At 66.5% G+C, this 21432-nt stretch carries 23 protein-coding genes and 1 tRNA gene; 9 read left to right on the forward strand and 15 right to left on the reverse strand.

The window, feature by feature from the left end; genetic code table 11:
- Positions 1-18 precede the first annotated feature (18 nt).
- From TPR58_RS07240 to TPR58_RS07255, 4 genes are read left to right on the forward strand one after another with little or no spacing between them, the layout of a single operon-like run.
- Positions 19-1104: a Zn-dependent alcohol dehydrogenase gene (locus TPR58_RS07240; RefSeq protein WP_346245952.1), complete on the forward strand. Its 1086-nt coding sequence runs from the start codon at positions 19-21 to the stop codon at positions 1102-1104.
- On the forward strand, positions 1101-2123 hold the full coding sequence (locus TPR58_RS07245; protein WP_346245953.1) for a phosphotransferase family protein: 1023 nt from the start codon (positions 1101-1103) through the stop codon (positions 2121-2123). The genes TPR58_RS07240 and TPR58_RS07245 overlap by 4 nt, the downstream gene beginning before the upstream one ends.
- Before the next feature lie 15 nt (positions 2124-2138).
- Entirely contained in the window at positions 2139-2903 is a 765-nt protein-coding gene (locus tag TPR58_RS07250; protein WP_346245954.1) for an SDR family oxidoreductase, read from the forward strand.
- Positions 2904-2914: 11 nt separating this feature from the next.
- Positions 2915-3715 (forward strand): SDR family NAD(P)-dependent oxidoreductase, encoded by an 801-nt coding sequence (locus tag TPR58_RS07255; protein WP_346245955.1) that lies wholly within the window; start codon positions 2915-2917, stop codon positions 3713-3715.
- 27 nt (positions 3716-3742) lie between these two features.
- Here TPR58_RS07255 and TPR58_RS07260 read toward each other — a convergent pair whose 3' ends face one another.
- Positions 3743-4747, reverse strand: coding sequence for a DUF1176 domain-containing protein (locus TPR58_RS07260; protein WP_346245956.1), 1005 nt, complete (start codon positions 4745-4747; stop codon positions 3743-3745).
- 209 nt (positions 4748-4956) lie between these two features.
- Between TPR58_RS07260 and TPR58_RS07265 the strand changes: the two genes are divergently transcribed.
- Positions 4957-5700 carry a TonB-dependent receptor gene (locus TPR58_RS07265; protein WP_346245957.1) on the forward strand — a complete coding sequence of 248 codons (744 nt, stop codon included), beginning with the start codon at positions 4957-4959 and terminating at the stop codon, positions 5698-5700.
- A 21-nt stretch (positions 5701-5721) separates the two neighbouring features.
- Positions 5722-6435 (forward strand): TonB-dependent receptor, encoded by a 714-nt coding sequence (locus tag TPR58_RS07270; protein ID WP_346245958.1) that lies wholly within the window; start codon positions 5722-5724, stop codon positions 6433-6435.
- A gap of 11 nt (positions 6436-6446) precedes the next feature.
- Here the strand turns inward: TPR58_RS07270 and TPR58_RS07275 are convergent, their stop codons facing one another.
- From TPR58_RS07275 to TPR58_RS07295, 5 genes are all read right to left on the reverse strand, one after another.
- Entirely contained in the window at positions 6447-7334 is an 888-nt protein-coding gene (locus TPR58_RS07275) for an acyl-CoA thioesterase (protein ID WP_346245959.1), read from the reverse strand.
- Positions 7334-8458, reverse strand: a complete 1125-nt coding sequence (locus TPR58_RS07280; RefSeq protein WP_346245960.1) for an acyl-CoA dehydrogenase family protein — start codon at positions 8456-8458, stop codon at positions 7334-7336. The genes TPR58_RS07275 and TPR58_RS07280 overlap by 1 nt, the downstream gene beginning before the upstream one ends.
- A 16-nt stretch (positions 8459-8474) precedes the next feature.
- Positions 8475-9635, reverse strand: coding sequence for an acyl-CoA dehydrogenase family protein (locus tag TPR58_RS07285; protein ID WP_346245961.1), 1161 nt, complete (start codon positions 9633-9635; stop codon positions 8475-8477).
- A gap of 61 nt (positions 9636-9696) precedes the next feature.
- Entirely contained in the window at positions 9697-11727 is a 2031-nt protein-coding gene (locus TPR58_RS07290; protein ID WP_346245962.1) for a 3-hydroxyacyl-CoA dehydrogenase NAD-binding domain-containing protein, read from the reverse strand.
- A gap of 63 nt (positions 11728-11790) precedes the next feature.
- Positions 11791-13011, reverse strand: coding sequence for a serine hydrolase domain-containing protein (locus TPR58_RS07295; protein WP_346245963.1), 1221 nt, complete (start codon positions 13009-13011; stop codon positions 11791-11793).
- Positions 13012-13167: 156 nt separating this feature from the next.
- On the opposite strand from TPR58_RS07295, the gene TPR58_RS07300 reads away from it, so the two are divergent.
- Complete coding sequence (locus TPR58_RS07300; RefSeq protein ID WP_346245964.1) at positions 13168-14913, forward strand: class I adenylate-forming enzyme family protein; 1746 nt, start codon at positions 13168-13170, stop codon at positions 14911-14913.
- 6 nt (positions 14914-14919) lie between these two features.
- Here the strand turns inward: TPR58_RS07300 and TPR58_RS07305 are convergent, their stop codons facing one another.
- The 3 genes from TPR58_RS07305 to glpK form a co-directional block, all read right to left on the reverse strand.
- Positions 14920-15750, reverse strand: coding sequence for an EcsC family protein (locus TPR58_RS07305; RefSeq protein ID WP_346245965.1), 831 nt, complete (start codon positions 15748-15750; stop codon positions 14920-14922).
- Between the two features lie 72 nt (positions 15751-15822).
- Positions 15823-16197, reverse strand: a complete 375-nt coding sequence (locus TPR58_RS07310; protein ID WP_346245966.1) for a ribosomal maturation YjgA family protein — start codon at positions 16195-16197, stop codon at positions 15823-15825.
- A gap of 8 nt (positions 16198-16205) precedes the next feature.
- Positions 16206-17666: a glycerol kinase GlpK gene (glpK, locus tag TPR58_RS07315; RefSeq protein WP_346245967.1), complete on the reverse strand. Its 1461-nt coding sequence runs from the start codon at positions 17664-17666 to the stop codon at positions 16206-16208.
- Between the two features lie 113 nt (positions 17667-17779).
- Between glpK and TPR58_RS07320 the strand changes: the two genes are divergently transcribed.
- Together TPR58_RS07320 and TPR58_RS07325 are read left to right on the forward strand one after the other, a co-directional pair.
- Complete coding sequence (locus TPR58_RS07320; protein WP_428835698.1) at positions 17780-19021, forward strand: AI-2E family transporter; 1242 nt, start codon at positions 17780-17782, stop codon at positions 19019-19021.
- A gap of 45 nt (positions 19022-19066) precedes the next feature.
- Positions 19067-19143: transfer RNA gene (locus TPR58_RS07325), tRNA-Asp, on the forward strand.
- 14 nt (positions 19144-19157) lie between these two features.
- Here the strand turns inward: TPR58_RS07325 and TPR58_RS07330 are convergent.
- From TPR58_RS07330 to TPR58_RS07355, 6 genes are all read right to left on the reverse strand, one after another.
- Positions 19158-19589 carry a DoxX family protein gene (locus TPR58_RS07330; RefSeq protein ID WP_346245968.1) on the reverse strand — a complete coding sequence of 144 codons (432 nt, stop codon included), beginning with the start codon at positions 19587-19589 and terminating at the stop codon, positions 19158-19160.
- A gap of 17 nt (positions 19590-19606) precedes the next feature.
- Complete coding sequence (locus TPR58_RS07335) at positions 19607-19855, reverse strand: hypothetical protein (protein ID WP_346245969.1); 249 nt, start codon at positions 19853-19855, stop codon at positions 19607-19609.
- Entirely contained in the window at positions 19852-20070 is a 219-nt protein-coding gene (locus tag TPR58_RS07340; RefSeq protein WP_346245970.1) for a DUF2842 domain-containing protein, read from the reverse strand. Before TPR58_RS07340 ends, TPR58_RS07335 begins: the two co-directional genes overlap by 4 nt.
- Positions 20067-20621 carry a 5-formyltetrahydrofolate cyclo-ligase gene (locus TPR58_RS07345; protein WP_346245971.1) on the reverse strand — a complete coding sequence of 185 codons (555 nt, stop codon included), beginning with the start codon at positions 20619-20621 and terminating at the stop codon, positions 20067-20069. Before TPR58_RS07345 ends, TPR58_RS07340 begins: the two co-directional genes overlap by 4 nt.
- A gap of 205 nt (positions 20622-20826) precedes the next feature.
- Positions 20827-21129 (reverse strand): cell division protein ZapA, encoded by a 303-nt coding sequence (locus TPR58_RS07350; protein ID WP_346245972.1) that lies wholly within the window; start codon positions 21127-21129, stop codon positions 20827-20829.
- Positions 21129-21311 carry a hypothetical protein gene (locus TPR58_RS07355; RefSeq protein ID WP_346245973.1) on the reverse strand — a complete coding sequence of 61 codons (183 nt, stop codon included), beginning with the start codon at positions 21309-21311 and terminating at the stop codon, positions 21129-21131. The genes TPR58_RS07350 and TPR58_RS07355 overlap by 1 nt, the downstream gene beginning before the upstream one ends.
- Positions 21312-21432 lie beyond the last annotated feature (121 nt).

A 21432-nucleotide genomic window follows, 5' to 3' on the forward strand; every position in this document is an offset into this window, starting at 1 on the left:
AAGCGGAATGGAGAGCGCATGAAGGCTGCAGTCCTGCGAGAGGCGAAGACGCCGTTGCAGATCGAGGAGGTCCAGGTCTCGAAGCCCGGCCCGCGCGAGGTGCTGATCCGCACCGCCGCCGCCGGGGTCTGCCGGTCCGACCTCCACTTCGCGGACGGCGCCTGGCCCTATCCGATGCCGACAGTGCTCGGCCACGAGGCCGCGGGCGTGGTCGAGGCGGTCGGCAGCGATGTCGGGCATGTGAAGGTCGGCGACCATGTCGTGACCTTCTTCACCGTCTTTTGCGGCCAGTGCGAATTCTGCGTCAGCGGTCGACCCTCGCTGTGCGTCGATCCATCGACGAGGCGCGCGCCGGATGCCGAGCCCCGCCTGAAACTGGCCGACGGCACCCCGGTCAACCAGTTCATCAACCTGTCGGCCTTCGCCGAACTGATGCTGGTGCATGAAAATGCCTGCGTCGCGATCAGCAAGGACATGCCGCTCGACCGCGCCGCATTGCTCGGCTGTGCGGTGGTTACCGGGGCCGGTGCGATCTTCAACGACAGCCAGGTCCGGCCCGGCGAGACGGTCGCGGTGATCGGTGCCGGCGGCATCGGGCTGGCGGCAATCAATGCCGCGAAGATCGCCGGAGCCAGCCGGATCGTCGCGATCGATCCGGTACCCGAGAAACGCGAGCTGGCGCGAAGGATGGGCGCGACCCACGCGATCGACGCCGGCGACGCCGATGTCGTCAAGCAGGTGATGAAGCTGAGCGATGGCGGGGTCCATTATGCGATCGAGGCGGTCGGGCGCGGCAGCACGGCCGAGCTTGCCTGGAACGTCCTCCGCCGCGGCGGCACCGCGACGATCCTGGGCATGATCGCGCCGGGTAACACAGTGAACATTGCGGGGCCGACCTTCCTGAGCGGCAAGAAGCTTCAGGGGTCGTCGCTGGGATCGACCCGGTCGCCGATCGACATGCCGCGGCTGGTGCAGATGTATCTCGACGGCGTGCTCGATCTCGACACGATGGTAGCGGAGCGGATCGGGCTGGCCGATGTCAACGACGCGCTGGAGAAGCTTCGCAAGGGCGACAGCGCGCGGTCGGTGATCGTCTTCCCATGAGCGATCTCGACGAAGCACAGCTGGAGGCGTGGCTGGCGGCGAACGTCGCCGGGTTCGCCGGGCCGATCACTGTCACCAAATTCGCGGGTGGGCAGAGCAATCCGACCTACCGGATCGATGCGGGCAGCGGCGCCTATGTCCTGCGCCGCAAGCCGTTCGGCCCGATCCTCCCGTCGGCGCATGCCGTCGATCGCGAGCATCGCCTGATCGAGGCGCTGCATCCGACCGGCTTTCCCGTCGCCCGGCCCTATGGGCTGTGCGAGGATGACACGGTCATCGGATCGGCATTCTACATCATGGAGATGGTCGAGGGCCGGACATTGTGGGACGGGTCGCTGCCCGACATGGCGCCTGGCGAGCGGACTGCCACCTATGATGCGATCACCGACACACTGGCCGCACTGCACCGCATCGATCCGGATGCGGTTGGACTTGGCGATTACGGCAAGCCCGGCAATTATTTCGAGCGACAGGTCGGCCGCTGGTCGAAACAGTACAAGGCCAGCCAGACCGACGACCTGCCCGAGATGGAAAAGCTGATCGCGTTCCTGCCGCGCACCGTGCCCGAGCAGACCCGGACCAGTATCGTCCATGGCGACTTCCGCATCGACAACATGATCTTCGCGCCCGCCGAGCCGAGCGTGCTCGCGGTGCTCGACTGGGAATTGTCGACGCTGGGCGATCCGCTGGCCGACTTTTCCTATTTCCTGATGAGCTGGGTCACCGAGCCCGAGAGCCGATCCGGGGTGATGGGGTTGACCGGGCCCGACACCGGCATCCCGACGCTCGAGCAGGTCGTCGACCGCTATTGTGCGGCCACCGGTCGTGACGGCGTCCCCGATCTCGACTGGTATTTCTCCTATAATCTGTTCCGGTTGGCTGGCATCGTTCAGGGCATCAAGAAACGGATGATCGACGGCAATGCGTCGAGCGACAATGCCGCCGCCACGGTCGCCCGCCTGCCGGGGCTAGTCGCCGCGTCCTGGGACTTTGCGCGAAGGGCCGGGGCGCCAGCATAACGGAGGGACAGGGCAATGAGCTTGTTCGATCTGACCGGCAAGGTCGCGATCGTCACCGGGTCGACCAAGGGGATCGGCAGGGCAACGGCCGAGGCGCTGGTCGCGCAGGGTGCCAGGGTCGCGATCTCCAGCCGCAACCAGGACGCGTGCGACGCGGTCGCGGCCGAGATCAACGATCGGTTCGGTGAGGGGCGTGCCATGGCCATCGCCGCCGGCCTGTCCGACAAGGCGGCGCTGCAGCGGCTGGTCGACGGTACCCGCAACGCCTTCGGCCGGATCGACATACTGGTCTGCAACGCCGCGTCCAATCCCTATTACGGGCCGATGGACGGGATTTCGGACGAGCAGTTCCGCAAGATCCTCGACAACAACATCCTCGCCAATCACTGGCTGGTTCAGATGGTCGCACCCGACATGCGCGCGCGGCGCGACGGATCGATCATCATCGTCTCGTCGATCGCCGGGCTGCGCGGGACGCCGGTGATCGGCGCCTATGGCATCTCCAAGGCGGCCGACATGCAGCTGACGCGCAACCTGGCGGTCGAGCTCGGTCCGGACAATGTCCGGGTGAACTGCATCGCGCCGGGGCTGGTGAAGACCGATTTCGCCCGCGCGCTGTGGGAAGACCCCAAGCGGATCGAGGCGACCAACTCGACCGTGCCGCTGCGCCGCATCGGCGAGCCCGACGACATCGCCGGGGCGGTGGTGTTCCTCGCCAGCCGCGCGGGAGCCTTCATGACCGGCCAGGCGATCGTCATCGACGGCGGCGTCACGATCTGACGGAGAGACATATGGGCAGGTTTCAGGGCAAGTCGATCATCGTCACCGGCGCCGGATCAGGCATCGGTCGTGCCACCGCGTCTTTGTTCGCGGGCGAAGGCGGGCAGGTGATCGCAGCGGACAAGACCGACGCCGTCAACGCGACCGTTGCCGCGATCACCGATGCGGGGGGGCGGGCGATCGCGGTGCAGATGGACGCCGGGATCGAGCGCGATGTCGAGGATCTGGTCGCGCTGGCGTGCAGCGAGTTTGGCGGGCTCGACATCTTCTACGCCAATGCCGGTATCTCGGGCGGGATCACCGGGCTGTTCGAATCCGACGTGACGCTGTGGACCGAGGTTCTGCGCGTGAACCTGATCGGCCCGTTCCTGGCGATCAAGCATGCCGCCCCGAAGATGGTCGATCGCGGTGGCGGCAGCATCATCTGCACCGCCAGCGTGGCCGGGCTGCGCTCGGGGGCAGGGGGACCCGCCTATTCCGCGTCGAAGGCGGGGGTCATCAACCTGGTCCAGACCAGCGCGCAGCAGCTGTCGGGATCGAACGTCCGGGTCAACGCGATCTGCCCCGGGCTGATCGAGACCGGCATGACCCAGCGCGCCTTCGACTATGCCCGCGAAAAGGGCGTCGAGGAAAAGATCGGCCGGCTCAATCCGCTGCGCCGCGCCGGCGTGCCCGAGGAGATCGGGCGGGTCGCGCTGTTTCTCGCCTCCGACGAGGCAAGCTATGTCAACGGCCAGGCCTGGGTCGTCGACGGCGGGCTGTCGTCGAGCCATCCGGTAACACGCCAGGAGTTCGGCAAGACGGCGGCGTGACGGGCGAGGCCGAAGCGAGCCCTTTGGTCATTGCCTCGACCGGAACAGCGTCGGCCAGTCGCCGGGGTCCCCCAGGCCGCCACAGGATTGTTGGAGGGTCATCGCCGAGAGCTGGAATGCGCGGCCGTTCCAGATCCAGCTTGCCGACATGCCGCAATCGGCCATGGCTCTTCCGCGTGCCCCCATGCTCAACGTGCCGGTCTTGGGATCTAACCCGGCTTCGGTGAGATAGGCGGCGGTGGCGGGATCGCTGTCGTTGCCGCGATAGGGCAAAGGCAGGATCAGCCGTTCCGCCTTGCCGCTGCCGAGCGGTGCGAGGAAGGCGAAGGACGAGCCCTGATAGGCGCCCATGATGCAGGGGAGCAGCACCAGCGCCCGCGCATCGTCGAGCGCATGGGCCTCGGGCTGCTGCGGGGATTCGCTGCATTCCTTGTCGAACAACGCCTTTTGCTCGGCCCGGACCCGCTCGATCAGCCGCGTGTCCTCACCTGGCTTCAGACGCGCCTGGATCGGATGCGCCGGGATACGGGGCAGCGGCGGCGCGGCCGGAACCCGCGCGGCGGGCAGCGCGCCCGGCTTGATCAGCGCGGTCATCCCGCCGTTCCGGCCCTGACGATCGTCCAGGCGCAGCATCGCCGCACTGAACCCGTCGAGCGGGATCGAGGCGTCACCGCCCAATGTTATCGTCTTCGCGTTGCGCAGCTTCTGGACCAGCGCCCGTATCGCGGTCAGATCGGTGCTGGTGACGGACGTCCCGTCCTGCGTGCTGGAATAGCTCCAGGCCGGTCCGGTCAGACCCGCCGGCGCGCCATCGATCCGAACATCGGCCGGCGCAAACTTGTCGGTCGCGCTGATCGTGGCGGCCAGCGGGCCCGCCGGACCGGCATCGCGCTCGATCCGCATCTCCGAGCCGCCCCGGTCCCCATCGAACCCCTTGACCAAGCAGCTTAGCGTATTGTCGCAGGCGACGAACCAGCTGCGATAGCTGTCATAGGACTGGATCGGTTCGGCGGACTGCGCAAGCGCGGGCACGGAGGAGGCCGAAAGAACGATCGGAATGGCGTTCCTCAACCCCGACCTCATCGATTTTCGCATCTCGCCTCCCAGCCGTTCAATTGCCCATTCCGATGTCGCGGCGAGAACGATGCGGTCCGGGAAATGATCCGGCCCCGGCGGGCATGGCTTTGATTGACACGCCTCCCAAGCGCGCGCAGTCTCCTTGCAACCAGGGGGCGTGGGGCATGCGTGGACTTGTTCTCGGGATCGTCGCGGCGAGCCTGCTCGTGGGAGCCGCGCCGGCATGGGCGCAGGACGGCAGCGAGGAGATCGTCGTCACCGGCATGCGGCGTATTGACCGCGATAGCGAAGATGACGTTCGGGAAAAGCCCGTCCCGGTCCCGGCAGCGGTGCAGATGCTTCGACGAACCGCCGACTTTGCCGTCCAGCAGGTGATCGTCATCTCCGACACGGTAAATGAGGAAGAGGCTCGCAAGGAAGTCTATGCGATGACGCGCGGGGCGATCGGCCTTGCCGGCACATCGGGCGTCCAGCTGGCCAGCGGAGAGGTGGTCGTCGAGGCGCTGACCCCGGCCAACTACACCAATCTCGATATCGGTGATGACGAAGATGATGAAGATGACGGGCAGGCAGTCAAGTTCCTGGTGAAAGTGCCACTGGCGCCCGGCATCGATGCCCGCACCGCACTTTCCCGCATCGAGAAGTTCCTGAAGGCGGTGCCCGCCGTGGGTCGGGCCCAGATCAAGCCCTATAGCGAGCTGACGCTGTCGGTCGTGAACCCCGAGCAATATCGTACCGCGATCATCGACCTGATCGCCAGGGATACTTCCGCCACCAGCGCGCGCTTCGGTCAGGGCTATGGCGTGGAAGTGTCCGGGCTGGACCGGCCGATCCAGTGGAAGCGGGCCAGCCTGACCGAGGTCCATTTGTTCCTGCCGTCGAGCAGTACCGTCCGGCCGCGCAACTGATCGTATCCAGGGGGGTATGCCATGACCATGATGTTCCGAATGATGATTGCCGCAACGGCCGTCAGCGTCGCGGCACCGGCGGCTGCTCAGGAAGTGATCGTCACGGCCAAGCGACGCGGCGCGGACAATGGCTATGTCGGGGTCGTGATCCCTGCGCAGCGTCCGATCATCGTCCTGAAACGGTCCGCCGACTATGTCATCCAGGAGGTGCGGGTTGCGGGCGATACCCGCGAAACGGCCGCTCGGGCCGAGGAAATCAACGCCACCTTGCGCAATGCGATCGCGACCGCGCCAAAGGGCGGGGTCGAACTGGCGGTCGGCGACTATGTCGTCGAACCCCTGAGCTCGGCCAATTATCGCAACCTGTCCTATGGCTCCGACGGGCGCCCTGACACGTCGCAGACGACGATCCTTGTGAAGGTCCGGCTGGCGCCCGGCGTTGATATCGCCGCGGCAAGGGAGCGCGTCGCGCGCTTCGTCACGTCGGTCGACAAGGTCGGCCGCTCGACGATGAAATTATGGGGCGAGCCGACGCTCAGCATGGTGAACCCGGACCAGTATCGCAGCGCGATCATCGACCTGATCGCCGCGGATGCGGCAAGCCAGGCGGCGAAGTTCGGCCCGGCCTATGGCGTCGATGTCACCGGCCTGGATCGTCCGGTCGAATGGTCGCGCGCCGGTCTGACCGAGGTCTATCTCTATCTGCCGTCCAGCTACACCGTCACGCGGAAGTGACCGCCCACCGCTCAGTCGCGGACACGGATCAGCCCTTCCTGTGCCACGCTGGCGATCAGTCGGCCGTCGCGGGTGAAGATGCGGCCGCGGTTGAAGCCGCGTGAGTGTCCCGACCAGGGGCTGTCGGTCGTGTAGAGCAGCCATTCGTCGAAGCGCATCGGTTCGTGGAACCAGATGGCGTGGTCGAGGCTGGCGGTCTGGACGTTGCCGGTCATCCAGCTGACCCCATGCGGCAGCATGCAGGTGCCGAGCAGCGTCATGTCGCTGGCATAGGCGAGCATCGCGCGGTGCAGCGCGGGGTCGTCGGGCAGGGGCGCGACGACGCGGAACCAGCTGTGCTGGACCGGCTCGGTGGGATCGGGCCGGAACCAGTTGCGCGGCGCGACCGGACGGATCTCGACCGGGCGGGAGCGCAGGAAGAAGCGGCGATATTTCTCCGGCACCTGGTCGCGGATCTCCTCGCGCAGCTTGCGCTCGGAGCGCAGCGCATCGGGATCGGGCACGTCGGGCATCGGGTCCTGATGATGCAGGCCCTCGGCAGGCAGCTGGAACGATGCCGCCATGTTCAGGATCGGCTGGCCCTTCTGCATCGCGATCACGCGGCGCGTGGCAAAGCTGCGGCCCTCGAAATCGCGCACCACGCGGTAGATGATCGGGTGATTCTCGTCGCCCGGACGCATGAAATAGGCGTGGAGCGAATGGGCGTGCTTGCCGTCCTCGACCGATCGCTGCGCCGCCTGCAGCGCCTGGCCGATCACCTGTCCGCCGAACACGCGGCCGACGCCGCCGGGCTGGCGCGGACCGCGATACAGGTCGGTGTCGATCTGCTCGACGTCGAGCAGGGTCGTCAGCTGCTCGACCAGCTGTTCCGGGGTGGGCGGGGGTGTGTCTTCGGCCATCAGTAGCCGGCTGATATCGCGAGTTGATCGGCAAGGAAATTGCTGTCGCCGAACATCTCGGTCAGCACCCGCGCGCGTTTCATGTAGAAGCCGATGTCATACTCGTCGGTCATGCCGATGCCGCCATGCATCTGCACCCCTTCCTGCACCGCCAGCGTGGTGGCGAGTCCGGCCATCGCCTTTGCCACCGCGACCGCCTCGGTCGCGTCGGTCCCGGCATCGAGCAGCTGCTGCGCCTTCAGCACGGCGGCGCGCGCGACTTCCATCTCGCTATACAGGTGTGCGGCACGGTGTTGCAGCGCCTGGAAACTGCCGATCGTGACGCCGAACTGCTTGCGCTCCTTGAGGTAGCTGTAGGTCATGTCGGCCGCCCCGCCGGCAACTCCGACCATCTCCGCCGAGGCGCCGGTCCTGCCGGCGGCAAGCAGCCGGTTCAGGACGGTGCGGCCCTGGTCGATCTCGCCGATCACCGCATCCGCATCGACCTGGACATCGGCGAAGGTCAGCCGTGCGGCGATGCTGGAATCCGCGAGCCGTTCGGGTGATGCGTCGAGTCCCGCCGCCCTGGAATCGATCGCGAAGATGGTTATGCCCTCCGCGTCGTCGGCGCTGCCCGCGGTTCGCGCCGAGACCAGGATCAGGTCGGCGACATGGCCGTGGGTGACGAACTGCTTCACGCCCGACAGGCGAAAGCCGTTACCCGACCGTTCGGCCTTCAGCGCGACCGCGTCGGCGAACTTGCGGCCCTCGTCGAGCGCGAGCGCCGCGACCGCGTCGCCGGCGATGATGCCGGGATACCAGCGTTCGCGTGCTGCGCTTCCGTTCAACGCCTCGACCGCGGCGACCGCGGTCGACAGGAACGGGGAGGGCGACAGGTTGCGCCCGATCTCCTCCAGCACCAGCCCGGCCTCGACATGGCCGAGACCCAGGCCGCCATCGGCCTCGGGCACGAGCATGCCGGTGAAGCCGAGCTCGGCGAACTGCTTCCACAGGTCGCGGGAGAAGCCGGTGGCATCGTTCGCGTCGCGCAGCGCGCGCAGGTGGCCGACCGGGGCATGTTCCGCCACGAAGTCGCGGGCGGTGTCGCGAAGCAGCGTCTGATCATCGTCAAGATAGATGGGCATGTCGGGGACTTTCGTGTCAGGCGCCGGGCAGTTCGAGGATGCGCTTGGCGATGATGTTCAGCTGGATCTCGCTGGTCCCGCCTTCGATCGAGTTCGCCTTCGTTCGCAGCCAGGCGCGGGCGGCGGCGCCATGGGTCGATGCGTCGCTTTCCCATTCCAGCGCGTCGCTGCCACCGGCCGCCATCAGCAGCTCGTGGCGAGTCTTGTTCAGCTCGGTGCCGTAATATTTCATCATCGAAGGCTGGGCAGGGTGCGCCTTGCCCGCCTTGAGTTCGTCGATGAACTTCTCCGACATGGCGGCGAACGCCTTGGCTCGGACCTGGAACAGCGCGATCTGCGCGCGCAGGATCGGATCGGTGCCGGCCCTTGCGGCATCGAGCAGCGCATCCTTGCCGCCGCCGGCGAGGCCGAAGCCCGAGATCATCTCGCGCTCGTGCCCGAGTAGATATTTGGCGACGTCCCAGCCCTTGTTGAGTTCGTGGACCAGATTTTCCTTGGGCACCTTCACATTGTCGAAGAAGGTCTCGCAAAAGGGCGAGTTGCCGGAGATCAGCAGGATCGGCCTGGTCGAGACGCCTTCGCTGGCCATGTCGAACAAAAGGAAGCTGATGCCGCCCTGCTTCACGCTCCTGTCGGTGCGCACCAGGCAGAAGATCCAGTCGGCCTCGTCGGCATAGCTGGTCCATACTTTCTGGCCGTTGACCAGGAAATGGTCGCCCATGTCCTCGGCCGAGGTCTGGAGCCCGGCAAGGTCGGAGCCGGCATTGGGTTCGGAATAGCCCTGGCACCAGCGGATCTCGCCGCGCGCGATCTTGGGCAGATGCTCCAGCTTCTGCGCCTCGGTGCCATATTTGAGCAGCGCCGGGCCGAGCATCGAGATGCCGAAGCTGTTGAGCGGGTTGCGGCACTTCAGCCGTGCCATCTCCTCGCGCAGGATCTTGGTCTCGGCCGCGCTCAGCCCGCCGCCGCCATAGGCGCTGGGCCAGTCGGGCACGGTCCAGCCGCGTTCGCCCATCCGGTCCAGCCAGACCTTCTGGTCGGGATGGGCATAGACCGGATTGCGGCCACCCCAGGTCGTTTCCTTCTCGCTGCGCGGCGGGGTGCGCATCGTCGGCGGGCAGTTCGCCTCCAGCCAAGCCCGCGTCTCGGCGCGGAAAGCCTCGAGATCCTCGCTCATCATCCTCTCCCGCGTCGCCGTCGCCGCCGGCCGGTGCCGACGGCGACGCGACGCCTGTTCGTTACTTGTTGAAGCGCTCGCCCGTTTCGGCCTTTTCGCGCAGCAGCGGAGCGACCTCGAAGCCATGCTTCTCAAGCCCCGCGACGATCTTCTTCAGCCCTTCGGTGTCGGCCCAGAACATCGGGCCGCCGCGATAGACCGGCCAGCCATAGCCATAGATCCACACCACATCGATGTCGCTGGCGCGCTGGGCCATGCCCTCGGCCAGGATCAGCGCGCCTTCGTTGACCATGGTGTAGAGCGTGCGCTCGACGATCTCCTCGTCGGTTACCTCATGCTGGGTCGCACCGCTTTTCGCGCGGAACTCCTCGATGATCTCGGCGACGCGGGGCGAGGGGCTGGGGTTGCGCTTCTCGTCGTAATCGTACCAGCCCTTGCCCTTCTTCTGGCCCCAGCGGTCCTCGGCGGCCAGCGCGTCGCGGATATTCTCGATCCGGGTCGGGTCGCGGTGCCATCCGATATCGACGCCGGCCAGGTCGCTCATCTGGAACGGGCCCATCGGCATGCCGAAGGCGACATGGACGCGGTCGATCTGCTCGGGCGTGGCGCCTTCCATCAGCAGCTTCATCGCCTCGACCTGGCGCGGCATCAGCATGCGGTTGCCGATAAAGCCGTAACAGACGCCCGCGACGACGGCGACCTTCCTGATCTTCTTGGCCAGCGCCATCGCGGTCGCCAGCACATCGTCGGCCGTCTTCGCGCCGCGCACGATCTCGAGCAGCTTCATGACGTTGGCGGGCGAGAAGAAATGCAGGCCGACCACATCCTGCGGCCGCGACGTGCTGGCGGCGATCTCGTCGACATTCAGATAGCTGGTGTTCGACGCCAGGATCGCGCCGGGCTTGGCGATCTTGTCGAGCCGGCCGAACACCTCCTTCTTGACGTCCATGCTCTCATAGACCGCCTCGATGATCAGGTCGCACTCGGCCAGGTCGTCGAAGTTCAGCGTCGGTTTCAGCAGGCCCATCGCACCTTCGACCTGCTCGGCGGTCATCCGGCCCTTGGCGGCGGTCGCCTCGTAATTCTTGCGCATCACGCCGGTGCCGCGGTCCAGCGCGTCCTGTGCCATCTCGACGATGGTCACGGGGATGCCGGCCGACAGGAAGTTCATGCTGATGCCACCGCCCATCGTGCCGGCGCCGATCACGCCGACGCGCTTGACGTCGCGCAGCTTGATGTCGTCGGCGATGCCGTCGATCTTGGCCGCCTTGCGCTCGGCAAAGAAGATGTGGCGCAGTGCCGCCGACTGCGTGCCCATGATCAGCTTCATGAAGCCCTGGCGCTCGAGCTGGACGCCCTCTTCATAGGGCATACCGGTGGTCTTCTCGATCAGCGCGATGATGTCGGCCGGCGCCTCATAGCCGCGGAACCGCTTGGCGTTGGTCTTGCGGAAGGTCTCGAACAGCGCGGGCGAGGCGCTTGCCTGCTTCTCGCTGGCGCGCGGCAGCGGCCCGCCAGCCGCCGCCATCTCGCGGGCGAAGGCGACCGCGTCGGCAACCAGGCTATCCTCGCCCGCCAGGCGATCGACGAGCCCGGCGTCCTTGGCCTTGGACGCGGGGATCGGGTCGCCCTTCGCCGCCATTTCCAGCGCCAGCTCGACACCGGCGACGCGCGGCAGGCGCTGGGTGCCGCCGGCACCCGGCAACAGGCCCAGCTTCACCTCGGGCAGGCCGAACTTCGCGCTCGGCACTGCGATCCGATAGTGGCAGCCCAGCGCAACCTCACACCCGCCGCCCAGCGCGGTGCCGTGGACCGCGGCGACCACCGGCTTGTCCAGCGCCTCGATCGCATCGATCAGTACCGGCAGCGACGGTTCCTGCATCGGCTTGCCGAATTCGGTAATGTCGGCTCCGGCGAAGAAGGTCTTGCCAGCACAGGTGATGACGACCGCCTTGATGTCGTCGCCGGCGGCTTCCTCGATGCCGGCCTGAAGGCCTTGGCGCACCGCGGCACCCAGCGCGTTCACCGGCGGGTTGTCCGAGGTGATGATCAGAACGTCGCCCTGGCGGCTGGTGGTGATGGGGGAGGTCATGTTTCTCTCCGTTTCTGGATCAGGCCCGGCAGGCGCCGGAAAAAGGGGTGAGGGGGCGCCGGCTCAGGTCAGCGCCGCATAGATCTGCGTCTTCAGCTCGCGGCGGATCGGGTACAAGCTCGACGGCGAAAACTGCGTCATGAACACCATGGTGATATGCTCGACCGGGTCGACGAAGAAGGCGGTCGAGAACATGCCGCCCCAATAATATTCGCCGACCGATCCGGGAACTAGCGTGCGGGCGGGATCGGTGGTCACGGCAAAGCCCAGGCCGAAGCCGACGCCCGCATTGGTCGCCTCGCTGAACAGCGATCGCGACAGGCTGGCCAGGTCCGATCCGCCGGGCAGATGATTCATCGTCATCAGCTCGATCGTCTTGCGGCCGATGATCCGTACCCCGTCCAGCTCGCCCTTGTTCAGCAGCATCGTGTTGAACCGGTGATAGTCTAGCGCGGTCGAGACCAGTCCGCCGCCGCCCGAGAGCTGACGCGGCGGCGTCGCCCAATGGCTCTCGGCGCCGCGATCGTACATCACCCGCTCCCGGTTGGGCGACAGCGTCCAGCAATCGGCCAGCCGGTCCAGCTTGTCCGCCGGCACCTGGAAGAAGGTGTCGTCCATGCCCAGCGGCTCGAGGATCCGCTCGGCGAAGAAACGGTCGAGCGTCATGCCCGAGAGGCGCTGGACGACGAGGCCCAGCACGTCGGTCGACACCGAGTAATTCCACGCCTCTCCCGGCGAGAATTCCAGCGGCAGCCTGCCCAGCGCCGCGGCGAATTCGTCGAGCGTCAGATTGCCCCACCAGTTCTCGATCCTGCCCTCGCGGTGCGCGGCGTCGATGTTGCTGCGATTCTGGAAGCCATAGGTCAGGCCCGAGGTATGGCGCAGCAGGTCGATCATCCGCATCGGCGCCAGCGCCGGCCTGGTCACGAACGGTACGCCCGCGCCGCCGCCGTCATAGACCGCGACGCCCTTCAGCTCCGGGATCACATGATGGACCGGCGTGTCGAGCGCCACCTTGCATTCCTCGACCAGCATCATGAACGCCAGGCTCGTGATCGGCTTGGTCATCGACGCGATACGGAACAGCGTGGCTTCGTCAACGGTCTTGCCGCCGTCGCGCGCAGCGCCCTGGTGGCTGAAATGGACGATCTCGCCGTCGCGCGCGATCAGCAGCTGGGCATGGGGCAGCTTGCCCGAATCGAGATAGCGATCCTTCACGAAGGCATCGATCCGCGCGAGCCGGCCGGGGTCGAAGCCATGCGATTCCGGCCGTTCGATCTTCATGCGTACTCCATACCCTTGTTTCGAATCTTGTCTCAAGCGTTTCCGCTCGTTGCGCATCCCCTATTGCCTTGAGTGCCGCTTGAATCAACACTAGGTCAATCAGGAATCACAGATCGCGGGACAAACCCGACATTCAACAATTGGAGAGATGCCGTCGTGTCGACCGATCCGATCGTGCCGCTGGACCCGAACTGGCCCAAGGCTTCCCTAGCGGAAATCCGCGCGCTGCTGACCGCTCCCGGCGCGAAGTTCGAACTCGACACGGTCGATATCGGCGGCGTGCCCACCAAAGTGTGGAAGAATGCGCCGCCGACGCTGCGCATCCTCACCCAGCTGGTGCGCGCCTATGGCCCGCGCGAATTCACCATCTATGACGACGAGCGCGTCACCTATGAGGCCAATTACCGGGCGGTCAGCCATCTGGCGCACCGGCTGCGCGAGATGGGGGTGGGGAAGGGCGACCGCGTCGCGCTGGCGATGCGCAACCTGCCCGAATGGCCGGTCATCTATTTCGCGACCGTCAGCATCGGCGCGATCATCGTCCCGCTCAACGCCTGGTGGACCGGCGGCGAGCTGGAATATGCGCTCAACGATTCGGGCGCGAAGCTGCTGTTCGTCGATGGCGAGCGGCACGAGCGGCTGAAGACCTGCTACGACAAGATCCCGGCGCTGGAACGCGCGATCGTCAGCCGGGCGCGCGGTGATCTCGACGGTGCCGCGCTGCTCGATGCGCTGATCGGGACGCCGGGCTCCTGGGCGGCGCTCGACGATATCGGACTGCCGGAGGCCGATGTCCTGCCCGACGACGACGCCACCATCTTCTATACCAGCGGGACCACCGGCAGCCCCAAGGGGGCGCTGGGCACGCACCGCAACTTCGTCACCAACATCATGTCGAGCGGCTATACCGCCGCGCGTGCGATGCTGCGCCGGGGCGAGATCCCGCCCGAGGCGCCCGAGCACAAGACGATGCTGCTGGTGATCCCGCTGTTCCATGTCACCGCGTGCAGCGCGGCGATGATGACGCTGGTGGCGGCAGGCGGCACGATGATCTTCATGCGCCGCTGGGAACCGGAACTGGCGATGGAGATCATCCAGCGCGAGAAGGTCAACATGACCGGCGGCGTGCCGACCATCGCCTGGCAGCTGATCGAGCACCCCAATCGTGCGAATTACGATCTCTCGAGCCTGGAGAGCATCGCCTATGGCGGCGCGCCGTCCGCACCCGAACTGGTCAAGCGCATCTATGAGGAGTTCGGGGCACTGCCGGGCAATGGCTGGGGCATGACGGAGACCACCGCCACCGTGACCCAGCATTCGGGCGAGGATTATCTCGCGCGGCCGAGCAGTGCGGGCATCCCGGTTGCCGCCGCCGACATCAAGGTGATGGACGTCGAAGGCCGACAGGACCTCCCGATCGGCGAGGTCGGCGAGCTCTGGGCGCGCGGGCCGATGATCGTGAAGGGCTATTGGAACAAGCCCGAGGCGACTGCCGAGACGTTCGTCAACGGCTGGGTCCGCACCGGCGATCTCGCCCGGATCGACGAGGAAGGGTTCCTGTACGTCGTCGACCGCGCGAAGGACATCATCATCCGCGGCGGCGAGAACATCTATTCGTCGGAAGTGGAAGACGTGCTCTACGCCTATCCCGGCGTCATGGACTGCGCCCTGGTCGGCGTCCCGCACAAGACGCTGGGCGAGGAGCCCGCGGCCGTCGTCCACCTCGCTCCGGGGGCAAGCGCCAGCGAGAGCGACCTTCAGGATTGGGTGCGTCACCGGCTGGCGGGGTTCAAGGTACCGGTCAAAGTGCTGTTCGCGCCCGAGACGCTGCCCCGCAACGCCAATGGCAAGATCCTAAAAAAGGATCTGAAGGCATTGTTCGTCAGCGACGAGGTGGGCTGATCGGGCTTAATCCGCGCCATCCGGCGCGGGATCGGGCTTGCGGATCGATCGGACCATCCGCTCGAAACAGGCCTGGACCTGCGCCGGATCATGCGCGCGTTCCAGCCGGCGCAGCCGGAAGCGGACATGCGCCATCTTCTGGTAATAGCGGGTGAAGATCGGGTTGATCGCCGCCCCCGCCACCGCGCCCAGCACCGGCGCCGCCTGCGCCACCGCCTTTTGCGACACCACCACGCCGAAGCGCGGAGCTACGCTGAGGATGATGTCGCCGATCGCCTTGCCGGTCAGCGCCGTGCGCGCAGCATAGAGGCTCATCTCGCGATCGTCGTCGGCCGACATCGGCCCGCCCATCGCAAAGACCGCGATACAGTTCGCGCGCACATCGGGTGCGTCCAGATCCTCGCCATAGTCCGCCGCGATCTGCTGGATCGATCGCAGGATCAGCGTCGTCGTCGCGGGCAGATCGACCAGCACCGTCGTCATCGCGCCGCCGGCACCGCCCACCGCGCCGCTGACCGCCGTCGCCACCCGGTGAAACCCCTCGCCGGTGGTGTTCGACAGCGCCCGGCCGACCCGGCCGCGATGTCGCTGCGGCTGGGTGGTGCCTGCCGCCGCCCAGGCCGCCTTCAGCGCTGCCGCCGATGCCTTCTGCACCATGCCCTGCCAGCCCTCGGGCAGGCGCGACAGCACGCTGCCGGTCACCTTGCCTGCGCGGTTGACGAGCTTCATGAACAGCGTGTCGGCGGCGACAAGCGCGCGGGCGATCGACTCGAGCTCGTCCAGCTCGGCATCGGCAAAGCCGCCGCATGAATTGCTCGCTCTCGCCTGTTCGATCATCGGCTGATTGCCCCTGTTCGCGACTCACACCCTGTCGTCGGATCAGACGCATGGCGAACGAATCGGCTCCTTCTACCGCCTGCGTCCCGGCCAGCTGCGCTCGATCGCGACGACGATCAGCGCGCCCGCGGCATAGGCAAGCAGGTCGTGAGGGTCGAATCCGGTGCCGAACACGATCCGCGCGACCCGGTTGTGGCCCAGGCCGATCCGGTCGACGAACCCGAACAACTGGCCGAACTCGACCAGAAATGCGATCGCCAGCGCGCAAATCGCCGCGGCGGTCACCCGCAGCCGCGTCACCGTGCGCAGGCCGAGATAGACCAGGATGACCGCAAGCACGTCCCCCAGATAGGGCCGAACGAACCGGTCGCGGACATAGAGCGCGATGACGACCTCGATCGCGAAAACGGCAAGGGCGAGGACGGCATAGCCGCGATGAAACTGCATCGATCGGCTCAGGGCAGGGCGCGTTCGATCGCGGACTTCCATCCGCTCAGCCGCGCGTCGCGCACCGCGCCGTCGACCCTTGGCTCGAATGTCCGAATCTCGCCTCGCATCGTCGCCGCTTCCTCCAGTCCCGCGAACCAGCCGCAACCGACGCCGGCGAGCATCGCCGCGCCCAGCGCCGTCGTCTCGGCGAATTCGGGCCGTTCGACCGGCAGGTCAAGCATGTCGGCCAGGTCCTGTGCGATCCAGTCATTGGTCACCATGCCGCCGTCGACGCGCAGCATCGCCCAATCGGCACCATCGGCGGCAAACGCCTGTTTCAGGTCATGGCTCTGATGCGCCATCGCCTCCAGCGCAGCGCGGACGATGTGCGCGCGCCCGGTCGAGAAGCTCAGGCCGGTGATCGCCGCGCGTGCCTCGGGCTGCCACCAGGGCGCGCCGAGACCGGAGAGGGCAGGGACCAGATAGACACCGCCATTGTCGTCGACCGACCGCGCGATCGCCTCGGTCTCCTGTGCCGTCTCGACCAGTTTCACCGAATCGCGCAGCCACTGGATCAGGCTGCCGGCGACGAACACCGATCCTTCCAGCGCGTAGGTCCGCCGCCCGCCAAGCTGCCACAAACAGGTGGCGAGCAGGCGATGCTTCGATGTCGGCGGGGTGGTGCCCGCATTGGTCAGGATGAACGCGCCGGTGCCATAGGTCGACTTGGTCTCGCCCTTCTTCAGGCAGGCCTGGCCGATCGTGGCCGCCTGCTGGTCGCCCGCCAGGCCGCAGATCGGGATCTCGCCGCCGAACAGGGTCGTGGTACCGAAGGTCCCGGCGCAATCGACGATCTCGGGCAGCGCATCGCGCGGGGCGCCGAACATATCGACCAGCCCGTCGCTCCATCCGCCGCTGCCCAGCCCCATCAGCAAGGTGCGCGAGGCATTGGTCGCGTCGGTCACATGCAATCCGCCGGTCAGCTTCCACACCAGCCAGCTTTCGATCGTGCCCAGCGCAAGCCGGTCGCCCGCCTCGCGCAACTGGGACCAGTTCTCCATTGCCCAGGCGATCTTGGTGCCGCTGAAATAGGGATCGAGCAGCAGGCCGGTGCGCGCCTGGACGCCGGGCTCTTCGCCCTGTTCCTTCAGCGTGCGGCACAGCGCCGCGCTGCGCCGGTCCTGCCAGACGATCGCCGGGGCCAGCGGCTCGCCGCTGACCTTGTCCCAGAAGACCAGCGTCTCGCGCTGATTCGTAATGCCGATCGCCGCGATTCGATCGGGGCCGCCGGCCTGCTCGACCATCCTGCGCGCGCAGCCGAGCGTCTTTTCCCAGATTTCGGCGGCATCATGCTCGACCAGGCCGGGTCCCGGATAATGCTGTTCCAGCTCGGCGGAATGCGACCCCAGGACGGTTCCATCCGGCGCGAACAGCATCGCGCGGGTCGATGTCGTCCCCTCGTCGATGACCAGCAGCATCTCTCCCATCGCGCGACGCTAGCGCAAGGGCAGGGCAGGCGAAAGTCATGTGGTGCCCCCGATCATTGCTCGCTTGTTGCTGGTGACCGGCACGATGTACATTGCGGCATGAGGTTGAAATCATGAACGACGCGGCAGATCAGGCGGGGGTGGATTTGCCCCGCGGTGCGGCAGCGGGGACGGTCCCCGTGCCGGAGCCGGTGCCCCCCAGTCCGATCCTGCCCGAACCAGCGGGAAGCGATGCCCAGCGCGACCGGCTGATGGCATCATTGGCGCTGATCGCGGGAATCGGGCTGTTGCTCGCGCTTCCCTTCGCGCTGAAGGCAGGAAGCGAGTTCTTCCTGCCGCTGACCGCGGCGATCGTGATTGCGATCGCGCTGGTGCCGCTGCTCGAATGGCTCGAACGGCACCGCGTGCCGTCGGCGCTGGCCGCCTTCACCTGCGTGTTGCTGTTCCTGCTGGCGGCGAATGTCGCGCTGGCCTCGATCGTGATGCCGGCGATCCAGTGGATTCGCGACCTGCCGGCGCGAATCCCCCAGATCCAGAAGAATCTGGCGCCGCTGATCGAGCTCTATGCGAATCTCGACCAGTTCGTGAATCGCACGCTGACCAATTTTGCCGCCGAGCCGATGAAGCAGCCTGCCGTGATGGCGGCGACGCCGCCGCGCTCGCTCCTCGACCTGTTCGCCACCTCGGCGCCCTCGGCGATCATCGAGAGCTTCTTCGCGATTCTCGTCATCTATTTCTTCCTCTCGGGCTGGACCCGGCTGAGGCGGGGGGCGATCACCAGCCGCGCCAGCTTCGGCGGCGCGATGGCGACCGCGCGGGTGATCCAGGACGTGGTCGACGATACGTCCGCCTATCTTGGCACGATCACGCTGATCAACCTGACCCTGGGCCTCATCGTCGCCGGCGCGCTATGGGCCGTCGGCATGCCCAGCCCGCTGATGTGGGGCGGCATGGTCGCGCTGCTCAACTATGTTCCCTATTTCGGGCCGATCCTGGCGGCGTTCCTGATGGCGCTGGGCGGGCTGATGACGTTTCCCGACATCTGGTGGGCGCTGGCACCGGCGGCGATCATGATCGGCGCGCATCTGATCGAGGCGAATGTCGTGACCCCGCTGATCGTCGGCCATCGCCTGACCATCAGCCCGATCCTGATCCTGATCTCGCTGAGCTTCTGGGGCTGGGTCTGGGGCACGCCGGGCGCGCTGATGGCCGTGCCGATCCTCATCATCGTGCAGACGGTGATGAACGCCGCGGGCAAGCCGGACATCGCCGGATTCCTGTTCGAGCATGGAACTTTGGTGGGCGATCGGGCGGCAAGCAGATTTCGTCGCACAAATCGCGATCAATCCGGTTGACACCCATTTGAGGGCCGGGTAGTGGCCGCCTCCTCGCTGGTTCAAGCGGGTGTAGCTCAGTTGGTTAGAGCGCCGGCCTGTCACGCCGGAGGTCGCGGGTTCGAGCCCCGTCACTCGCGCCATCGCCTTGAAAGGCTTAGCCTTTTTTAAGTGCGATGGCGTCGGCCCCGAAGCGGCCACCGCCGGTTGTAGCGAAGATCAGACCGAACAGGATCAGGCAGGTCGACGGCAGCGCACCGCGCACGCCGACGTTCGCATCCACCATCGCAACCGCAACCGCGAAATTGATCGCGCAGACCAGTCCGGCCCAGCGAATCGCGAATCCGGTCACGAATCCGACCCCGCACAAAAACTGCCCCCAGACCGACAGTCGCGCCGCGATTTCGGGCATCGGAAAATGATGGCGCCGCAGGAAATCGACAAACTCGGCCATGCGCGCCGCGCTGGCGATATTGTCCCACACGCCCCAGATCAGGAAGCTGCCGATCACCAGCCGGGTGACGAGAAGGACGATGTCGCCGCGCGTTGCCCAGCGCGGCTGCGCTACCAGCGTCCTCCAGTCGGCCATTGATCTTTTCTCCCTTGTTATCTGTCGGTGCGGGTGCGAATCCTGTCGATCACGAGAATCGGTGCCCCGATCGCCACGGCGACGAGGCACAAGTTCACGAAGGACGAAACCAGCGGCCAGCTGAACGACGGTCCCATGGTCAGCCAGGCAAGCCCGACCAGCGTCAGCGACACCAGACCGCCGCCAAAGGCGAAGGTCGCGGCGACGACGATTGCCTCCCAGCGACCGCCCTTTGGCCCCGGAGAGGGCGCCTGGGGGTCGTTCACCGCCAGCGCCCGAGTTCCATCCAGCGCAGCAAGGGCTTGAGCGGCAGGATCCAGACGATCCCCAGCACCAGATAGATGATCAGTTGCACCAGCACGGGCAGCGACCCGATCTCGGCGGAAAAGGTCGCGACCAGCACGATCCACACCAGGATCAGTGTCAGGATGGCCATCATGCCGGCGGGTTTGCGCCAGGTGGGTTCGGGTCCGCTGCTCATGTCTCGGGGTGCCATAGCATGCCGCGTTCGGTAATCACCGCATGAAGCGGAACGTCCCAGATATCGGTCGGTATCGCCGGCACCTCCTGAACGCTCCATGCGCAGCCGACGCGCCAGGCGTCGGGAAAGCGGGCGAATGCCCGGTCGTAATAGCCCGCGCCCTGGCCCAGCCGCCCCAGGCGCGAATCGAACCCGACCAGCGGCGTGATGATGATGTCGGGCGCAACATCCTCGGCATCGGCGGGCGGCTGCTTCAGGCCCATCGGGCCCGGCACCAGCGGCTCGGTCATGTCCCACAGCAGAAATCGCATCGGGGTGGCGCGGGTCGTGACATGGGGCAGGGCAAGCCGGCAGCCCCGCTCTGCCGCCGCGGCGGCCAGTTGGGTCGGGTCGGCCTCGCTGCCGACCGCGATATAGCTGCTCACCGTCATCCCTGGCCGAAGCCGGTCGAGGAATTCGGCAGGCGCCATGATGCCGCTTTCCGATTCGCTTGCGAAACGGTCGCGTTCGGCACGCAGCCGTGCCCGGAGAATCAGCTTGTCAGGGATCATGCGGTCTCCCTTCGGTTCGAGGGTGAGACAGTGCGGTGGCGGGACCGCCCTGGCCGTTTGCCAGAATATCCTCCGACGCCTGGTACGTCAGGTGGGGACCATATGCCGCAGACCAGGATCTGCACAGGGACAGCCCCCATGGATGATGAATAGCCTCAGGGATAATGCCAAGGCTCGTACCGGGCAGTACCCGCCGCCTGCCTATCTAGGCGTCCTCGTCGTCTTCCTCAAGGGCCGCTGCGACGGCTTCCAGTCGATCGGCAATCCGGTCGAGCAGGACCGGGGAGACTCCGGTCGGGGGATGGCGCTGCGCCTCGTCCAGCAGATCGGCCAGGATCAGCGCCAGATAGACCAGGGTTTTCTCTGCGCTCAGACCGCCCGAGGCGCGCTGCGCCGTTGCCGCATGGTCTTCCAGCAGCGATTCGAGATGTCGCAGATGCGGCTCGTCGCCATCGCGGGCGGCGATGGTGTAGCTTCGGCCCGCCACGCTCAGCGTGATCTCCGCCATTACTCGGCATCCCCCTTTTCGCGGGCGATCAGCGCGTCGAGCGAGAAGACCGCGTCCTCGATCCGCTCACGCAGCCTGGCATGGCGCCGGGCGAGTCGCGCATGAGCGAATGCGCGCGACGCGGCAGCTGCCTCGATCCGTTCCAACGCCTTTTCGATGCGGTTCGATACAGTGTCCGCCATGGAATTTCGCTTACGATCAGCCTCGGGGCGCTGCAACCCGCTATCGTCGCACGTCTCGACGCTATTCGGCGGAGCGGTTGACGCGCGCGCCCATGCGTCCCAAAGGCGTCCGCGCCAGCTA

Source organism: Sphingomonas rustica, assembly GCF_039652585.1.
Taxonomy (GTDB): domain Bacteria; phylum Pseudomonadota; class Alphaproteobacteria; order Sphingomonadales; family Sphingomonadaceae; genus Sphingomonas; species Sphingomonas rustica.

Bases quoted from the DNA above. Each gene is read 5' to 3' on its own strand.
- TPR58_RS07250 (WP_346245954.1), top strand. From the start codon at position 2,139: ATGAGCTTGTTCGATCTGACCGGCAAGGTCGCGATCGTCACCGGGTCG.
- glpK (WP_346245967.1), bottom strand. From the start codon at position 17,666: ATGGGAGAGATGCTGCTGGTCATCGACGAGGGGACGACATCGACCCGC.
- TPR58_RS07310 (WP_346245966.1), bottom strand. From the start codon at position 16,197: ATGCAGTTTCATCGCGGCTATGCCGTCCTCGCCCTTGCCGTTTTCGCG.
- TPR58_RS07245 (WP_346245953.1), top strand. From the start codon at position 1,101: ATGAGCGATCTCGACGAAGCACAGCTGGAGGCGTGGCTGGCGGCGAAC.
- TPR58_RS07280 (WP_346245960.1), bottom strand. From the start codon at position 8,458: ATGCCCATCTATCTTGACGATGATCAGACGCTGCTTCGCGACACCGCC.
- TPR58_RS07270 (WP_346245958.1), top strand. From the start codon at position 5,722: ATGACCATGATGTTCCGAATGATGATTGCCGCAACGGCCGTCAGCGTC.
- TPR58_RS07255 (WP_346245955.1), top strand. From the start codon at position 2,915: ATGGGCAGGTTTCAGGGCAAGTCGATCATCGTCACCGGCGCCGGATCA.
- TPR58_RS07330 (WP_346245968.1), bottom strand. From the start codon at position 19,589: ATGGCCGACTGGAGGACGCTGGTAGCGCAGCCGCGCTGGGCAACGCGC.
- TPR58_RS07305 (WP_346245965.1), bottom strand. From the start codon at position 15,750: ATGATCGAACAGGCGAGAGCGAGCAATTCATGCGGCGGCTTTGCCGAT.
- TPR58_RS07295 (WP_346245963.1), bottom strand. From the start codon at position 13,011: ATGAAGATCGAACGGCCGGAATCGCATGGCTTCGACCCCGGCCGGCTC.
- TPR58_RS07265 (WP_346245957.1), top strand. From the start codon at position 4,957: ATGCGTGGACTTGTTCTCGGGATCGTCGCGGCGAGCCTGCTCGTGGGA.
- TPR58_RS07340 (WP_346245970.1), bottom strand. From the start codon at position 20,070: ATGAGCAGCGGACCCGAACCCACCTGGCGCAAACCCGCCGGCATGATG.
- TPR58_RS07285 (WP_346245961.1), bottom strand. From the start codon at position 9,635: ATGAGCGAGGATCTCGAGGCTTTCCGCGCCGAGACGCGGGCTTGGCTG.
- TPR58_RS07350 (WP_346245972.1), bottom strand. From the start codon at position 21,129: ATGGCGGAGATCACGCTGAGCGTGGCGGGCCGAAGCTACACCATCGCC.
- TPR58_RS07345 (WP_346245971.1), bottom strand. From the start codon at position 20,621: ATGATCCCTGACAAGCTGATTCTCCGGGCACGGCTGCGTGCCGAACGC.
- TPR58_RS07355 (WP_346245973.1), bottom strand. From the start codon at position 21,311: ATGGCGGACACTGTATCGAACCGCATCGAAAAGGCGTTGGAACGGATC.
- TPR58_RS07240 (WP_346245952.1), top strand. From the start codon at position 19: ATGAAGGCTGCAGTCCTGCGAGAGGCGAAGACGCCGTTGCAGATCGAG.
- TPR58_RS07290 (WP_346245962.1), bottom strand. From the start codon at position 11,727: ATGACCTCCCCCATCACCACCAGCCGCCAGGGCGACGTTCTGATCATC.
- TPR58_RS07320 (WP_428835698.1), top strand. From the start codon at position 17,780: ATGAACGACGCGGCAGATCAGGCGGGGGTGGATTTGCCCCGCGGTGCG.
- TPR58_RS07275 (WP_346245959.1), bottom strand. From the start codon at position 7,334: ATGGCCGAAGACACACCCCCGCCCACCCCGGAACAGCTGGTCGAGCAG.